This window comes from Streptomyces sp. PL-29, assembly GCF_058344425.1.
Genome location: NZ_CP136996.1, coordinates 125,302 through 139,250 on the forward strand (window position 1 = coordinate 125,302; position 13,949 = coordinate 139,250).

Genomic DNA, 13,949 nt, shown 5'->3' on the forward strand with positions numbered 1-13,949 from the left:
CATGGGGGTCTTCGTCTTCCTGCCGCTCGTCCTTCCGCTGACCGCCTGGCCGATCGCCCGTCTGGCGGAGCAACATCTCCACCCGCGCACTGCGACCGGGCTGTTGACGGCCGTCGCGGCCGTGCTGGCCTGCTGCAGCACGCTGTGCCTCGCCCTCGTCATGGTCGTGGGCACCGCGCAACTGCCGGGCAATCCCCTGCCCGACAGTTGGTCGGACCCGGAGGTCCGGGAGGCCGTACCGTACGACGAGGTCGCCGGGCGGATCGCCATCCCGGCGCTGCTGACCGTACTGACGTCCTGTTCCGCTGCGGTCTGGCGGCAGCACAGGGTCCGGCGGCGCACGGAGGAGGCACTGCGCACGGCCCGCCCGGGGCCGGTGGCCGTACTGCCGGACGAGGCTCCGTACGCGTACGCGCTGCCCGGCCGCGGACTCGACCGGGTCGTCGTCAGCACCGGCATGCTCGCGGCGCTCACCTCCCGTGAGCGACGGGCCCTGTTCGCACACGAGCGGGCCCACCTGTCCGGCCGTCACCACCGGTTCCTGCTCACCGTCCGGCTCGCGGCACACGCCAATCCCTTCCTGCTGCCGCTGCGGACGGCCGTGGCCTACACCTGCGAGCGGTGGGCCGACGAGGAGGCCGCTGCGCAGATCGGCAGCAGGCGGACCGTGGCTCGGGCCATCGGCAAGGCCGCCCTGGTCTCCCCCGGCGGGCCGCCGGTCGCGGCGGCGCACTTCGCGATGGCCGGGCCGGTACCGCGCCGCGTGGCCGCGCTGCTGGGCCCGGCCCCCGCCGGGGGAGCCTGGCCGCCCGCCTTCACCCGGGCCGGCCTGGCGGTGTGGACCGCGGCCGGCGGGGCGACGGCCTCGGCGCTGTCCTCCGCGAACGCGGCCGTCACCCTCTACTTCATCCTGCACGCGGCCACGTTCTCCGCCTGAGCGGCGGCTCGCGGCGCCGGCCCGCGGTCACGGGCCGGCCGGGCCGGAACTACGCCTTCTCCCCCAGCCCGGTGAGGAAGCCCTTGGCCTTGTCCACCCCGGTGTCGATGTGGTCGGCGTACTTGCCGTCCGTCTTCTCGTCGACGACGTCGGCCGCCTTCTCCAGGCCCTGTGCCAGGACCTCGCGGTGCTCCGTCGCCAGTTCGGTCGCCTTGCCGACCAGACCCTTCAGACCGTCGAGCATGATCCGCTCCTTCACTGTTGTGACGAACGGGCCGGTGAGGCCCGTCTGTTCCACCGCGTACGCCGCGGGGTCAGGCTTCGTCGTCGCCCTCGTCCTCGTCGTCCTCGAAGAAGTCGCCTACCTCGTCGATGACTTCGGCCGCCACCATGCCGCCCACCACGCCGACCGCCAGTCCGGCCGCACCGGCGGCGACGACCGTTCCCATGCCGGGGCCGGACCGGTGGCCTCCGTGGCCGTGATCGTCCTTGTGGCCCGCGTGGCCGTAGGGGTCGTGCCCGTAGGAGGCGTGGGGCGCGTGCGCGCCGTGCGCCTCGACCAGGGCGCGGATCCAGCCGTCGACTTCGGCGTTCCAGTCCGTGTGGGCCACCTGGTCGTGGCGGACCGTGTGACGGGCGAGGGCGTCGTGGCCGCCGGAGAACCCGCCGCGCTTGTCCGCCTCCAGGACGACGTCCATGCCGGCCGCGGAGGCGAGGAAGGTGACCTCGATCTCGTTCACCCGGTGGGCGTAGCTCGGGGCGGGGCTCAGCTCGATCTCCTGGTAGAAGGGCAGCTGCTGGCCGGTGCCGCCGATGTGTCCGTACTCGAGGTCGGCGGACTTGAAGCCGAAGCCGAGCTGCCCCAGGGCCTCCAGCACGGCCTCCTGGACCGGGAGCGGACGGACGGTGAAGGCGTCGAGGTCGCCCTTGTCCCTGGCTCCGGACACGCCGAGTTCGGTGCGCACCCCGAGGACGATGCCGAGGGCCTGGCCGTGCAGCTCGGTGACGGGGGTCTCCCAGGGCAGGGCGACGGTGAACGGAATGTTGCGCTGTTCGCCCTCGTGGAGGCGGAAGCCGCCGCCGACGGTGAAGCGCTCGAAGACGGCGACGCCGTCGTGCTCGCCGTGCTCGGTCTCCGCCTCGACACGGGCGACGAGTTCGAGGGTGATGTACTCGACGTCGCAGTCCGCGCGGCCCCCGGTGAGCCGGACCTCGCCGGACAGGCTGCCACCGGGTACCGGGCTCACCGGGTCGAGGACCGTGTCGACGGCAGGACCGCCGACGCCCATCGAGCCGAGCAGTCGCTTGAACACCATCGTGGCGTCCACTCCTTCAGTCATGGTTGAATCTACACGCATGTAGAAGCATAGGAGTAACCGGAGGATCGCGAAGCGTCGCCGCGGGAACCGGGCGAGAACGACGCGAAAGCGCCGCCGGCAGGGCGGATGGGCTTTGCTTGCTCTTTACCAAGGAGTCGCGGATACTGTCCGTGACCGAACAGCCGTCCGGACCCAAGCGGTCCGCCCGAGAAGCGAATGGAGCAGCAGCCCGCAATGGGTGAACCTCCCAGTCCCTGCCGTGCCACGTCCTGCCCGAAGACCCGTGGGGTTCACGATCCGGGAGCGGGGGTGGCACGGTGACCGAGATCCTGCTGCTGCTCCTCGCGCTCGCCCTGACGCTGGCCTGCGCGGTGTTCGTCGCCGCCGAGTTCTCCCTGACCACCGTCGAGCGCAGTGAGCTGGAGCGCGCTGCCGCCGCCGGTGAACGGGGAGCCGAGAGCGCGTTGAAGGCTGCCAAAAAGCTGACCTTCCAGCTGTCCGGTGCCCAGTTGGGCATCACGGTGACCTCGCTCGTCATCGGCATGCTCGCCGAGCCGTCCGTCTCCGCCCTGCTGCGCGGGCCGCTGACCGCGGCCGGACTGCCCGACGGGGCCGTCGCCACCACGGCGACGCTGCTCGGCGTGGCGCTGTCCACGGTCGTCCTGATGGTCGTCGGCGAGCTGGTCCCCAAGAACTGGGCGATCTCCCGCCCGCTGGCCGTGGCGAAGGTGGTGGCCGGTCCGCAGCGTGCCTTCACCGCCGTCTTCGCCCCGCTGATCCGGCACCTGAACAACACCGCCAACCGCCTGGTGCGCCGCTTCGGGCTGGAGCCCGCCGAGGAGCTCGCCTCGGCCCGCACCCCGGAGGAACTGGTCGCGCTCGCCCGGCACTCCGCCCGCGAGGGCGCGATAGAGGCCGATTCCGCCGAACTGTTCGTGAAGACCCTGCACCTGGGCGAGCTGACCGCCGAGAACGTGATGACGCCCCGCGTGGACGTGCGGGCCCTGGAGGCCCACGCCACCGCGCTCGACGCCGCCCATCTGACCCTGGCCACCGGCATCTCGCGGTTCCCGGTCTACCGGGACTCGCTGGACGAGGTCGTCGGCACCGTCCACGTCCGGGACGTGCTGGCCCTGGAGGAGGACAAACGGCCCCTCACCCCGATCGTGGACCTGATGACCGAACCGCTGCTGGTTCCGCACTCGCTGCCCGTGGACACCCTGCTGGGTCGCCTCCGCAGGGCCCGCACGATGGCCGTGGTGATCGACGAGTACGGCGGCACCGCCGGTGTGGCCACCGTGGAGGACATCGTCGAGGAGGTCGTCGGCGAGGTGCGCGACGAGCACGACCCGATGGAGGTCCCCGACCTGATCGAGGCCCCGGACGAGGACGGCCGCAAGGTGTGGGAGGCCGACGGCAGTGTGCGCCTCGACGAGCTGGCCGAGATCGGCCTCACCGTGCCCGAGGGTCCCTACGAGACACTCGCCGGCCTGATCGCCACGCGCCTCGAACGCATCCCCGTCGAACGGGACACGGTGGACGTCGACGGCTGGCAGCTGACCGTGCTCGACGTCGACCATCACCGGGCGGACCGGGTGACGCTCACCATGCCCGCCGCCACCCACACGCACGAGGAGGATGCCCGATGACCACCGTCCAGCTGCTGATCGGCGCACTCACCCTCATCACGAACGCCTTCTTCGTCGGCGCCGAGTTCGCGCTGATCTCGGTACGCCGCAGCCAGATCGAACCGGCCGCGCTCAAGGGCGACCGGCGGGCCAGGACCACGCTGTGGGGGCTGGAGCACCTCTCCGCGATGATGGCCACCGCCCAGCTCGGCATCACCGTCTCCTCGCTGGTCCTCGGCGCCGTCGCCGAGCCGGCCATCGCGCACCTGCTGGAACCGCCGTTCGCCTCGATCGGCGTGCCCGAGGCGCTCGTCCACCCGATCGCCTTCGTCATCGCGCTCACCCTGGCCACGTACCTCCACATGCTGATCGGCGAGATGGTCCCGAAGAACATCGCGCTGGCCGCCCCGGCACCCACCGCGCTGCTCCTCGGACCGCCCCTGGTCGCCGTCACCCGGGCGCTGCGCCCGCTGATCTTCGGCATCAACGCCTTCGCCAACACCCTGCTGCGCCTGCTGAAGGTGGAACCCAAGGACGAGGTCGCCGCCGTCTTCACCGACGACGAACTCGCGCGGCTGGTCGCGGACTCCCGCGACGCCGGTCTGCTCGACCCGGAGGACAGCGAACGTCTCCAGGACGCGCTCGAACTCGGCACCCGCACGGTCGGCGAGATCATGATCGCGCGATCCGACTTCGTCACGGTCGGCGAGGACGTCACGCCGCGCGGGCTGGAGCGCACCGCCGCGGAGCACGGATTCTCCCGGCTGGTCGTCACCGGTTCCGGGGGCGGGATCCTGGGCTTCGTGCACATCAAGGACGCCCTCGGTGCGGCCGATCGCTCGGCCCCCTTCCCCCGAGCGAGCCTGCACACCGTCACGGAGGTGCCGGTCTCGACCCCCCTTGACGACACCATGTCCGCCATGCGGGCCGCCGGTACGCACCTCGCCGCCGTCACCGGCGTCGACGGCGCCGTGGTCGGTTTCGTCACCATGGAGGACGTCCTGGAGGAGCTGGTCGGCGAGGCGTCCGAACCCGCCGCCGGCTGAGCAGGCCCGCCGGCGGGGCCGCAGAGCCCCGCCGGACCGGTGCGAGCCCCGCCGGTGGCGTTCGGGCATCCGGGTGACGGCCGGTACGGATGGTGACGTATGCGCCGGACGGGCATTGCGTACGTCACCACCGGCCTGTCCCCGGCGGGCGCAGCCCGTGGAGCCCCGGCCGGCCCGTGACCGGCAGGAGTCCGTCACCGCGAGATCAGGCCGGCACCTCGTGCGGGATGCCGCGGGTGGTGACGACCCTGGCGCTGCCGTCGGCCAGCCGGTAGGACAGGCCCACCACTGCCACGCTCCCGGCCGCCACCTGGTCGGCGAGGACCCGGGAGCGGTCCAGGAGCAGGTCGACGGTGTGTCGTATGTGCTCGGCGATGATGTCGTCCTCGTCGGTGAGCCCGGCGGCACGGGCGGCCAGCACGCTGGGGGTCACGCGTTCGATGACGTCGCGCACGTATCCGGTGGCGCTGACCCCGTCCGCCACGGCGGCGCGGGTGGCGGCGACCGCACCGCAGGTGTCGTGGCCGAGCACGACGACCAGCGGACAGTCCAGCACGCTCACGGCGTACTCGATGCTGCCCAGGACCTCCGCTCCCGCGACGTGGCCCGCGGTGCGGACGACGAAGAGGTCGCCCAGCCCGCGGTCGAAGATGATCTCGGCCGCCAGCCTGGAATCGGAACAGCCGAAGAGGACGGCGAAGGGACGTTGGGCGGGCGCGGTCTCGGTACGGCGTGCCGCGTCCTGGTTCGGGTGCTCAGGTGCACCCGCGGTGAAACGCCGGTTGCCGGCCAGCAGCAGCTCGAAGGCCTCGGACGGAGTCGGTGACAGCGATGTACTCATGACCGCAGGCTACGACGCCGCCCGGGCCTCCACCCACCGAGGGTCACGCCTCCAGCAGGTCGGGCACGACGGAGCGCAGGGTGTGGACGCCGATGGCTCCGGCCCGCTTGAGGACCGGAACCGGTCCGGTGAGGTCCACGATCGAGGAGGCGACGGCCGCCTCGGTGGGACCGCCGTCGAGGTAGACGGAGACGGAGTCGCCCAGCATGTCCTGTGCGGCGTCGCAGTCCTGGGGGGAGGGGCGACCGGTCAGGTTGGCGCTGGAAACCGCCATCGGCCCGGTCTCCGCGAGCAGTGCGAGGGCAACGGGGTGCGAGGGCATCCGGACGGCGACCGTACCGCCCGTCTCTCCGAGGTCCCAGGTCAGCGAGGGCAGGTGGCGGGTGACCAGGGTCAGTCCGCCCGGCCAGAAGGCCTCCACCAGCGCCCATCCCTGCTTCGGGAGATCGGCCACGAGGTCGTGCAGGGCGTCCGGGGAGGCGACCAGGACCGGCGAGGGCATCGCACGGTCGCGGCCCTTGGCTCCCAGCAGGCTGTCCACCGCGTCGGGGTTGAAGGCGTCCGCACCGATGCCGTAGACGGTGTCGGTCGGGAGCACCACGAGGTCGCCCCGCCGGACCGCCAGTGCGGCGGCGGTCAGCCCCTCGGCCCGGGCCGAATCCGTGGAGCAGTCGTATCGAAGGGCCATGGCCGCGTCTCCATCCCACCGGGCTCTCGGCCCGGACCTGCCGTGTGACGTCGGCAGGCTACCGGAACGGCCCGCGCACCGGGCAGCAGGGCGTCAACACCGCGGACGACCATTCCCCCGATCGTGGAACGGCGCGCACCGCCGTGGGCGGCGCCGTCCGCCGCGGTTCCGGGCGGCAGGGTGCGCGGTGTGCCCGGCGCCCCGGGCCGGTTCGTGCGCTCCGGGGAGTTTCCGCTCCGCCCCGTCGGGGGTAGTCGGATCCCAGCGGTCGACGAGGCCCGTCCGTTGGCCGGCCGCGACGGTGCCGGCCGGACCGGCCGGGAAGCACCCCGATACCGGGCCCGGGGCCCGTGTGATCCTGTGCATCCACTCCGGGGAGGCGATCGTGCCGGGCAGGGGCATGCGAGGGGCCGCGGGCGCGACGGCCGCGGTCTGCATGCTGCTGCTCCTCGGCCCGGCCACGCCGGGCGGGGGCGTCCCCCGTGCCGGACGGCTGCCGCCCGGCGCGGCCAAGGAGGTCGTGCCCGACCGGGTCGGCACGTGGAACATCTGCAATCCGTGCGGGAGCGGGAACGACTACGGCCGTGCGACGGAGATCGCCACGTACGCGCCGCAGGTGATCGGCCTGCAAGAGGCCTGCGTACGTGACGTCGAGCGGATCCGCGCATACCTGGAGGAGGTCTACGGGCTGGCCTACCACGTCCGCTACGGAACAGTCCTGCGCAACTGGAACCGCTGCGGGGGGCTGCCGTGGCGGCCGGGCGGCTACGGCCAGGCGATCCTCTCGGCAGCGCCGATGACCGACCGGGTGAGCGTCGAGTACCCCGACGGCGGTTCCGAGGACCGCGGCTACCTGGCCGTCACCACACTGGTGGGCGGCCGGCCCGTCCGCATCTTCAACACCCACCTCGCCGAGCGGCGGCAGGGCGAGGTGCGGGCCGGCCAGGTCGAGGTGCTCGCCGCCGCGGTGGCCCGGCACGACCGCGCGATCGTCCTCGGTGACTTCAACGCCGTACCGGACGCGCCCGAACTGGCCCCCTTGTGGGCTCTGGCCCCGGACGCGGACCCCGGCTGCCGTCCCCAAGCCGGCGATGCCGGCGGGGACGCAGACGACTGCACGGCGACCACCGACTGGGAGAGCAAGTTCGACTACGTGTTCCTGCGCGGTGTCGTGTCGGGCCCGCACCACGTGCGCCCCAGCCGGTACTCGGACCACCACGTGCTGTACACCGATCTGGACCGCAGCCGGGAGCCGTGACCGTGCCGGGAGCGCAGGACGCTCCCGGGCCGGGGGGACCCGCGGTGTTCGGCGGCATCAGGTGGCTCGCCGCCCCGCCCATGCGGCCGCCTTCCGCAGTACGGGGGCGCGACCGCGGTCCGGTACCGTCCACAGGGTCTGCCCGTGGAGGCCCCAGCGTTCGAGCAGGGCGTTCGCGGCCTGGAAGCCGGTCGTGGCCGCCCGTTCCATCAGCGCGACCGGAAGATCGGTACGCACGACGTCTCCGGCGAGGACCAGTCCGGGATCGCAGGTGCGGACGGTGGGGCGGTCGGCGTAGCCGCCCACCGGAAACAACGGGCAGTCCGCACGCCACTCGTTGCGGACGTCGACGACCTCGGCGGCGCGGGTCTCCGGGTACACGCGGTGGAGCTGCCGCAGCAGTCGCTGCTCCTGAACGGGGCGGGGGACGCTCGGGTCGACGGCGTAGGCGTGGAGTTCCACCACGGATCCTCCGGTGCGCGCCGCCCAGCGGGCGGCCTCGTCCTCCCAGCGGTTCAGCACGCTGATGTTGTCGAGACCGCCGAAGCCGCTGGTGCCCAGGAAGCCCGGCCGGTCGGGGGCGACGGGACGGTCGAGCCAGAGCCGGACGACGAGGAAGGGCGGAGCGGACCGCAACCGCGCCACGCGCTCCCGCCACGGCCGGTCGGCCAGCCGGTCGGAACGGGCCACCAGCGACCGCAGGCCGCCGGCGTCCAGGGCGAGGACCACGGCGTCGTACCGGGACGTGGCGGCGCTCCCGGTCACCTCGAAGAGGCCGGCCGGAGTGGGCCGGACATGGTCGACGGGGCTTGCGGTGCGTACTTCGGCCCGGTGCCGTTCCAAGTAGGCGGCCAGCGGGGCCCACAGCGCGGCCGGGTAGGGCGAGCGGGGCACGTCGAACAGCAGTCCTTCGGCGGAACCGAGGAAGTAGATGTGGAACATGAGGGCCATCTCGGCCGCGGACAGCTCCTTCGGGTCGGCGAAGAAGCTCCGGGAGAACACCTCGAAGGCCAGGTGCCGGGCCCGTTGGGGGAAGCCGATGGCCTCCAGGAAGTCGTGGGCGCTGGTGCCGTCGAGCCGGTGGTACACGTCCGGCACGCGGACGTCGAGCAGCGGCAGGGCCGGGGCCGGATTCATGGCGCGCAGGTCCCGCAGGCGGAAGGTGGGGCTGAGTGCGACGAAGCCCAGCGCGCTCCACGGCGGGGTGCGCGGTACGCGCCGGAAGCTGTCGCAGAGACCGTCCGCGTGCAGCAGCGGATAATCGGGGAGTCCGGTGAGGCCCGCCAGGCCGGGGTCGGTTCGGCGGAGCAGGCCCCGCAGGTTGTAGTACTGCCGGAAGAAGGCGTGGAAGCCGCGGCTCATCGTCACGGTGCTGCCGTCGCGCAGGCGGGTCGGCCATCCGCCCGCCCGGCCGCCCAGGTAGGGCTCGCGCTCGTAGAGCGTCACCTGCACGCCCCGTTCGGCGAGTGCGGTGGCGGCGGCGAGGCCGGCGATCCCGCCGCCGATCACGGCTGTCGTGGGGCGGCCCTGTGCGCGGCGGGCTCCTGGTGCGGCGGGCAGGACGCGTGCCCGCCGGTCCCTGCCACGGCGCGCCGCGGTCGGCGTGGGCGCGGTCATCGCGGGCCTGCCGGGCGCGCAGCGACGAAGGTGTGGGTGATGCCCGTCTGCCAGCCCGGCAGGCGCAGGGCCCGGACCGCTTCGAAACCGGCTTCGCGGATGCGGGTGGCGAACCGGTCGGCCGGGTCGAAGTGGACGACGCTGCGCCACAAGTGGCGGTAGAGGGGGCCGTCGCCCAGCAGGGTGGCCGCGGGTTGGACGATGCCGCGGCACACCGCCGTCCACACGACGCGGTCGGTGCGGCGCCCGCTGAGGCTGTATTCGTGCGCGGCGAGCCTGCCGCCCGGCCGCAACACGCTGCTGACGGTGTGGAGGACGGCGTCGGGGTCGGTGACGTTACGGAAGAGGTACGCGGCGAAGACGGCGTCGAACGGTCCCTGGACGCCCGCGTCCGCCAGATGCTCGGCCGGTGCGTGAACGAAGCGCACACCGCCCGCCCACGGTTTTGCGGCGGCTTTCGCCAGCATCCCGGCGGATGCGTCGACGGCGGTGACGTCCGCGGCGGGCAGGACGGCGCGGATCGCGGCCGTCGAGGCCCCGGTGCCGCAGCCGAGGTCCAGGATCCTCAACCCGGCCCCCGGCGCGGTGAGACCGAGGCGGCGTACCGAGCGCCGCAGGTGCGCGTGGTAGCCGGGGTTCGCCGCGACCAGTGCGTCGTAGGTGCGGGAGGCGTGGTCGAAGGCGGCGGCGAGGTCCTCGTCGCGCAGCAGGGTCATACGTTCTCCAGAGACGGGTGGTGGCGCGGTCGAGGGTCAGGGGAAGGGGCGGCGGGGCAGGCGGGGCAATTCGGCGGCGGTGCGCAACATGGGGCCGACGGGGGCGTGGCGGCCCACGGACAGGTCTTCGAGCAGGCTGGTGCGGCCGTCGAGGAAGCGGAGCAGCCGGGACGGGGGGACGCGGGTGAAGAGCCGGCAGAACAGGTCGGGGCCGTCGACCCGGCCGGTGTCCAGGGCGCGCAGCAGGACCGCGTCCATGGCACGGGCCCGCGAGGAGTGGGCGGCCGGGGGCACCGGGTCGCGACCCTGCCGCAGCGCGGCGGCGACGGCCCGGGTCTGGCGCTGGAGTCCGGCGAAGGTGTAGCCCGTGGACGGGCGGGTCGCGCCGCCGGCGGCGCCGATCCGGAACACCGAAGCGCCGACCCGCTGGGGTACGGGGGCGTCCGTCATGGGGATGAGGCCGGTCTCGGTGGCCAGGATCTCCAGGTCGCCGAGGGCCAGGACGTCCGTGGTGTAGTGCCGCAGCGCGGCCTCGTAGCCGCTGCCCGTGAGCACGCACGGGGAGAACTCGGTGTACTCGACGAGCGCCTCCCGCGGCCCAGTGGGCAGGACGTAGCCGAAGGAGAGCCCCTCGGCGGGCTGCGGTGTGCGGAAGTCCATCAGTTCGGCGGTCGTGTGGTCGAAGGCGGGCCGGGAGGTCCGGACGAACCAGCCGCGGAAGTGCTGCAGCATGGTGGTCCGGGCGGCCGGAAGGCTTCCCGGCGGACGCGAGTCGAACACCCAGCGGGCCTCCAGGGCATCCCCGCTGCCGTCGGCGCGGGTCATCAGGACCCGGGGCCCGGACGGGGCCTCCTCGACGGTGTCGACGGTCGCCTCCAGGCGCCGGACGTTGGAGCTGTGCGCGAGGTCCTGCCCGACCAGCGACTCGAAGTCGTCGGAGCGGATCATCTTGTACCGCAGCGGTGTGATGTCCGCTTCGATCGCAGGGCCGGCCGGCGGCCTCACGCGCAGGTGGCTCCATCGTGATCGCACCGCGGCGTCGAAGCGGCCGTGGCCGGACTCCCAGAAGCACCAGGTGCGGGGGGCGGGCCGCAGCGGACCGGGCGGGGGGTCGATGAGGACCACGGACGGGGCCGGGCCGCCGTGTCCGTTCAACCGGTGGGCCAGGGACAGGCCGGCGGCGCCCGCCCCGATGACCGCCACGTCCGCCTTCAGCACGGCGCTGCCTCCATCCCCGGTTCGGCGTTCCTGGGCAGGGCTTCCCGTCGGAGGGTGCGATCGGATGCGCTCTGGTGCCGAGGTCACCTGATCAGGTGCGTCCGCACGACGGCAATCCCGCGCGTTCGGGTATCCGCTCCGGAGCGCATCCGTATCACGGGAAAAGACCGAAGACACACGCTCGGAGCGATCGACACCACGACGAGAGGAACCGGGATGCGCCGCACCCAGGCGAAGGACCAGACCGCGGCCGCACCGCCGCCCGTCCCCCGCCTCGTGGCCCCCTCGGGGTCCGCTGCGCGGCGCCGCCCGACCGGCTCGGCGGGCGTCGGCACCGGGCAGGGCTCGCCTGCCCGGGACGGGATCGCCTCGGCGGTCGACCCCGCGGCCGTGGATGCGGACGTGCCCGCCGCGATCGGGAGCGCGCTGGAGCAGGTGCTCGGCGACCGGCTGACCCGGTCCGGTGTGCTGGACGCCGAGTTCGCCGGGGAACTGGCCGCGCGCGTCGCACGCTTCACCCGGGAGGGCGGCAAACGCACCCGCTCGCAGCTCCTCTGGTGGTCGATGCGCGCCTGCGGCGGGGACGACGGGCCGACGGCCGCGGCCGCCCTGCGCATCGGCGCGGCGCTCGAACTGCTCCAGACCTGTGCCCTGGTGCACGACGACGTGATGGACGGATCGGCGCTCCGGCGCGGCCGGCCGGCTCTCCACGCCGACGTGCGGGACGGCTGCGGCAGTGTCGCGGCACCGGCCCGCGCCGCCCGCTTCGGTGAGGCGGTCGCGGTCCTGGCCGGTGATCTGGCCCTCGCGTGGGCGGACGACGTGATGGCGGAAGCGGCCCTCGATCCGTGGACGGCGAGCGTCGTGCGCGAGGTCTGGAGCGACATGCGCACCGAGATGGTGGCAGGTCAGTTCCTCGACCTCCGAGGCCAGCTGACCGGGTCGCGCTCGCCGGCGCAGGCCCTGCGGGCGGCCCGCCTCAAGAGCGCCCTGTATTCGGTCGAACGGCCTCTGGCGCTGGGTGCGGCGGTGGCGGGCGCGGACGGCCGGACCCGGCGGGCCCTGTGCTCGGCCGGGCGCTGCGTGGGCATGGCGTTCCAGCTGCGCGATGACCTCGAGGACGTCTTCGGCGATCCACGGCACACCGGCAAGAGCTGCGGGGGCGACATCCGCACGGGAAAGCCGACCTATCTGGCCGCGCTCGCGGTCGCGCGCGCCGAGGCCGCGGCCGACCGGCGGGCTCTGGAAGTGCTGCAACACGCCCTCGGGAAGGAGGACCTCTCGCACGACGGCCTCGACGAGGTAAGGGAGGTGCTGGTGCGGACGGGTGCCCGAGCGGCGGTCGAGGCGAGGATCGAGCGCTTGTCGGCCCAGGGCATGCGTCACTTCGACGGCGCCGGGCTCACCGCGGACGCCGCGGGCCGGCTGCGCGGGCTGTTGACCGCCCAGGCGGCTTCCCGCTCGGTGGACGATCCGCCGGCCCCCTCGGGTCCGACGTCCGCCGCCGTCACGGCCTCCGGCGCGGCGGAGGGCGGGCGATGACCCGGACCGTGAGCGGCCGCACGGACCACGTGGTGGTCGTCGGCGCCGGCCTGGCCGGCCTGTCGGCTGCTCTGCACCTGCTGGGCGCGGGGCGCCGGGTGACCGTCGTCGAGCGCGAGGAGCTGCCCGGCGGGCGGGCGGGACGGCTGCTGCGCGGCGGCTACCGGATCGACACCGGCCCGACGGTGCTGACCATGCCAGGCCTCGCCGAAGAAGCCTTCGCCGCGGTCGGCGAGAGACTGGAGCGGTGGGTGGAGCTGATCCCGCTGCACCCGGCCTATCGGGCGTCGTTCGCCGACGGCAGCACCCTGGACGTGCACACCGAGGGCGAGGCGATGGCGGCAGCGGTCGAGCGGTTCGCCGGAGCCGGTGAGGCGGCGGGGTACCTGCGGCTGCGCGCCTGGCTGGAGCGGCTCTACCGGGTACAGATGCGCCGGTTCATCGACGCGAACTTCGACTCACCGCTGGACCTGCTGACCGGTGACCTCGCCCGGCTGGCGGCGCTCGGCGGTTTCGGGCGGCTGGACCGGCGCATCGCCCGTTTCCTGAAGGACGAGCGGCTGCAACGGGTGTTCTCCTTCCAGGCCCTGTACGCCGGCGTGCCGCCGGCCCGGGCGCTGGCCGCCTACGCCGTCATCGCCTACATGGACACGGTGGCCGGCGTGTACTTCCCGCGCGGGGGCATGCACGCCCTGCCTCAGGCCATGGCGGACGCGGCGGCCTGCGCGGGCGCGGAGCTGAGGTTCGGCGAGCCGGTGACCGCGCTAGAGCGCTCCGGGGAGCGGATCACCGCCGTCGTCACCGCGAAAGACCGCATCCCCTGCAACGCTCTCGTCCTCACGCCGGACCTGCCCGTCGCCTACCGGCTCCTCGGCCGCCGGCCTCGCAGGCCGGTGCGGCTGCGGCACTCCCCCTCCGCCGTCGTTCTGCACGCGGGAACGGACCGCACGTGGCCGCAGCTGGCCCACCACACGATCTCCTTCGGTGCCGCCTGGCAAAGCACCTTCGACGAACTCACCCGACAGGGAAGGCTGATGGGCGATCCGTCCCTCCTGATCACCCGGCCCACGGCCACCGACCCGGCGCTCGCCCCGCCGGGTCGCCATCTGCACTACGTCCTCGCCCCCTGTCCGAACACC

General features: G+C 73.5%; 12 protein-coding genes and 1 pseudogene. 6 read left to right on the forward strand and 7 right to left on the reverse strand.

The genetic code is table 11. The annotated features are described in order from the left end of the window. Nucleotide 1: 1 nt before the first annotated feature. Nucleotides 2–937 carry a M56 family metallopeptidase gene (locus tag R4Z63_RS00625; protein WP_384453907.1) on the forward strand — a complete coding sequence of 312 codons (936 nt, stop codon included), beginning with the start codon at nt 2–4 and terminating at the stop codon, nt 935–937. 49 nt (nt 938–986) lie between these two features. Here the strand turns inward: R4Z63_RS00625 and R4Z63_RS00630 are convergent, their stop codons facing one another. Together R4Z63_RS00630 and R4Z63_RS00635 are read right to left on the reverse strand one after the other, a co-directional pair. After that, on the reverse strand, nt 987–1,181 hold the full coding sequence (locus R4Z63_RS00630) for an antitoxin (RefSeq protein WP_384453903.1): 195 nt from the start codon (nt 1,179–1,181) through the stop codon (nt 987–989). A 70-nt stretch (nt 1,182–1,251) separates the two neighbouring features. Further along, nucleotides 1,252–2,253 carry a sporulation protein gene (locus R4Z63_RS00635; RefSeq protein ID WP_384453972.1) on the reverse strand — a complete coding sequence of 334 codons (1,002 nt, stop codon included), beginning with the start codon at nt 2,251–2,253 and terminating at the stop codon, nt 1,252–1,254. Between the two features lie 320 nt (nt 2,254–2,573). Between R4Z63_RS00635 and R4Z63_RS00640 the strand changes: the two genes are divergently transcribed. Continuing rightward, on the forward strand, nt 2,574–3,905 hold the full coding sequence (locus R4Z63_RS00640) for a hemolysin family protein (RefSeq protein WP_037922541.1): 1,332 nt from the start codon (nt 2,574–2,576) through the stop codon (nt 3,903–3,905). Next, complete coding sequence (locus R4Z63_RS00645; RefSeq protein ID WP_384453900.1) at nt 3,902–4,930, forward strand: hemolysin family protein; 1,029 nt, start codon at nt 3,902–3,904, stop codon at nt 4,928–4,930. The genes R4Z63_RS00640 and R4Z63_RS00645 overlap by 4 nt, the downstream gene beginning before the upstream one ends. Before the next feature lie 205 nt (nt 4,931–5,135). On the opposite strand, the gene R4Z63_RS00650 is transcribed toward R4Z63_RS00645, so the two are convergent. Both R4Z63_RS00650 and R4Z63_RS00655 read right to left on the reverse strand, forming a co-directional pair. Further along, complete coding sequence (locus R4Z63_RS00650; RefSeq protein ID WP_384453897.1) at nt 5,136–5,771, reverse strand: carbonic anhydrase; 636 nt, start codon at nt 5,769–5,771, stop codon at nt 5,136–5,138. 43 nt (nt 5,772–5,814) lie between these two features. Further along, nucleotides 5,815–6,459 (reverse strand): L-threonylcarbamoyladenylate synthase, encoded by a 645-nt coding sequence (locus R4Z63_RS00655; RefSeq protein ID WP_384453894.1) that lies wholly within the window; start codon nt 6,457–6,459, stop codon nt 5,815–5,817. A 400-nt stretch (nt 6,460–6,859) separates the two neighbouring features. Here R4Z63_RS00655 and R4Z63_RS00660 point away from each other — a divergent pair, with 400 nt between their 5' ends. Next, nucleotides 6,860–7,717: an endonuclease/exonuclease/phosphatase family protein gene (locus R4Z63_RS00660; RefSeq protein ID WP_384682689.1), complete on the forward strand. Its 858-nt coding sequence runs from the start codon at nt 6,860–6,862 to the stop codon at nt 7,715–7,717. Between the two features lie 57 nt (nt 7,718–7,774). On the opposite strand, the gene R4Z63_RS00665 is transcribed toward R4Z63_RS00660, so the two are convergent. The 3 genes from R4Z63_RS00665 to R4Z63_RS00675 are packed head-to-tail and all read right to left on the reverse strand — an operon-like array spanning nt 7,775 to nt 11,268. Beyond that, nucleotides 7,775–9,334: an FAD-dependent oxidoreductase gene (locus tag R4Z63_RS00665; protein ID WP_384453397.1), complete on the reverse strand. Its 1,560-nt coding sequence runs from the start codon at nt 9,332–9,334 to the stop codon at nt 7,775–7,777. Further along, nucleotides 9,331–10,050, reverse strand: coding sequence for a class I SAM-dependent methyltransferase (locus R4Z63_RS00670; protein ID WP_037922526.1), 720 nt, complete (start codon nt 10,048–10,050; stop codon nt 9,331–9,333). The genes R4Z63_RS00665 and R4Z63_RS00670 overlap by 4 nt, the downstream gene beginning before the upstream one ends. A gap of 36 nt (nt 10,051–10,086) precedes the next feature. Then, nucleotides 10,087–11,268, reverse strand: a complete 1,182-nt coding sequence (locus tag R4Z63_RS00675; RefSeq protein WP_384453393.1) for a lycopene cyclase family protein — start codon at nt 11,266–11,268, stop codon at nt 10,087–10,089. A gap of 216 nt (nt 11,269–11,484) precedes the next feature. Here R4Z63_RS00675 and R4Z63_RS00680 point away from each other — a divergent pair, with 216 nt between their 5' ends. Next, nucleotides 11,485–12,810: a polyprenyl synthetase family protein gene (locus R4Z63_RS00680; protein ID WP_384453390.1), complete on the forward strand. Its 1,326-nt coding sequence runs from the start codon at nt 11,485–11,487 to the stop codon at nt 12,808–12,810. Then, nucleotides 12,807–13,931: pseudogene (gene crtI, locus R4Z63_RS00685) on the forward strand (phytoene desaturase family protein); the annotation flags it as partial. The gene R4Z63_RS00680 and the pseudogene crtI, both read left to right, overlap by 4 nt. Nucleotides 13,932–13,949 lie beyond the last annotated feature (18 nt).

Coding starts and splice junctions, on each gene's coding strand:
- R4Z63_RS00630 (WP_384453903.1), bottom strand. CDS start 1,181: ATGCTCGACGGTCTGAAGGGTCTGGTCGGCAAGGCGACCGAACTGGCG.
- R4Z63_RS00680 (WP_384453390.1), top strand. CDS start 11,485: ATGCGCCGCACCCAGGCGAAGGACCAGACCGCGGCCGCACCGCCGCCC.
- R4Z63_RS00670 (WP_037922526.1), bottom strand. CDS start 10,050: ATGACCCTGCTGCGCGACGAGGACCTCGCCGCCGCCTTCGACCACGCC.
- R4Z63_RS00635 (WP_384453972.1), bottom strand. CDS start 2,253: ATGGTGTTCAAGCGACTGCTCGGCTCGATGGGCGTCGGCGGTCCTGCC.
- R4Z63_RS00665 (WP_384453397.1), bottom strand. CDS start 9,334: ATGACCGCGCCCACGCCGACCGCGGCGCGCCGTGGCAGGGACCGGCGG.
- R4Z63_RS00645 (WP_384453900.1), top strand. CDS start 3,902: ATGACCACCGTCCAGCTGCTGATCGGCGCACTCACCCTCATCACGAAC.
- R4Z63_RS00625 (WP_384453907.1), top strand. CDS start 2: ATGGGGGTCTTCGTCTTCCTGCCGCTCGTCCTTCCGCTGACCGCCTGG.
- R4Z63_RS00650 (WP_384453897.1), bottom strand. CDS start 5,771: ATGAGTACATCGCTGTCACCGACTCCGTCCGAGGCCTTCGAGCTGCTG.
- R4Z63_RS00660 (WP_384682689.1), top strand. CDS start 6,860: ATGCGAGGGGCCGCGGGCGCGACGGCCGCGGTCTGCATGCTGCTGCTC.
- R4Z63_RS00655 (WP_384453894.1), bottom strand. CDS start 6,459: ATGGCCCTTCGATACGACTGCTCCACGGATTCGGCCCGGGCCGAGGGG.